General features: G+C 40.3%; 2 protein-coding genes. Both read right to left on the reverse strand.

The window, feature by feature from the left end; genetic code table 11:
• Positions 1-801: DNA mismatch repair endonuclease MutL (mutL, locus tag VXQ92_RS18725; RefSeq protein WP_416682816.1), on the reverse strand; the 801-nt coding region annotated here is incomplete at its 3' end.
• Positions 794-1,267 (reverse strand): tRNA (adenosine(37)-N6)-threonylcarbamoyltransferase complex ATPase subunit type 1 TsaE, encoded by a 474-nt coding sequence (gene tsaE, locus VXQ92_RS18730; RefSeq protein ID WP_031944287.1) that lies wholly within the window; start codon positions 1,265-1,267, stop codon positions 794-796. The genes tsaE and mutL, both read right to left, overlap by 8 nt.
• Positions 1,268-1,271: the final 4 nt, after the last annotated feature.

Below are 1,271 nucleotides of genomic sequence, written 5' to 3' on the forward strand. Positions count from 1 at the left end.
ATTTACATACACATATTGTAAGTCTGCTTGGGCACGTGCATCTGAAGGATGCCCTAGCCAACCTGACAAACGCATGTTAATACTTTCGGCATCGATCCAGTAAGCATTTTGAACAAACTGTTGACCCAATAATTGCTGTACACGCTGAAATCTTAATTCACCGCTATCTGCTATTGGTAAATTAATTCGTATATTATCGTTATGCTCAAGTACAAAACGTATATCAAAATGCGTTAAAGCCAAACGGCGTACAATTTCTTCAATATGCCCAAATTCAGTGGTTGGCTTTTTTAAAAATTTACGGCGAGCAGGCACATTAAAAAACAAGTCCTGAACTCGAATATGAGTGCCCTTTCGTGCAGCAACAGCTTGGACTTGTTGATGATCAAAGGCGGTACCATTCACCTCAACCTGATGACCAATTCCGCTTTCATCTTGGCTACTGGTTAAAGTCAACCGTGAAACTGCTGCAATAGAAGCAAGTGCTTCACCACGGAAACCTAAGCTAACAATGGCGTGTAAATCTTCTGCTGTTTTAATTTTACTGGTTGCATGGCGCATCACTGCCAATGGTAAATCATCAGGATGAATCCCATGTCCATTGTCAATAATCTCGATTAATGTTGAGCCGCCTTGTGCAATCCGCACAATTAATTCGGTTGCACCTGCATCAATTGAGTTTTCTAATAATTCTTTTACGACCGATGAAGGACGTTCAATCACCTCACCGGCAGCAATCTGGTTCGCTAACGCGGCGTCTAATGTATGAATACGACGTTGTGTTAGCTTTTCATCAGTCATGAAGCTGTTCCTGCAAAGTCTGGTACAAATGCTCTGTTGGTAAAGTTAAGGTGACGAAACGATTGAGTTCATCATCTGATTTTTGAATATCAATGATGATATCTGCTTCAGGGATTTCGTCTCCACCTTTCGATGGCCACTCAAATAAAAATAGTGCATCCTGAATATCTAGATAATCACGGATTCCCATTAATTCAAGTTCGTACGGATCATTGAGACGATATAAGTCAAAATGAAAAATTTCTTTATTATTGATTTTATATGGTTCAACCAACGTATACGTCGGACTTTTAACCGATCCTTTATGCCCTAGAGCTTGCAAAAAATAACGGGTCAATGTCGTTTTACCGGCGCCCAAATCTCCAATCAGATAAATCACACCAGCTTGAACATGCTGCGCCAATGCCTGAGCTAAACGCTGGGTATCTTCTTCATGATTTAAGACCATTTTCAATGAATACGACATAACA

It is taken from the genome of Acinetobacter sp. 228 (genome assembly GCF_048147885.1).

Coding starts and splice junctions, on each gene's coding strand:
- tsaE (WP_031944287.1), bottom strand. CDS start 1,267: ATGTCGTATTCATTGAAAATGGTCTTAAATCATGAAGAAGATACCCAG.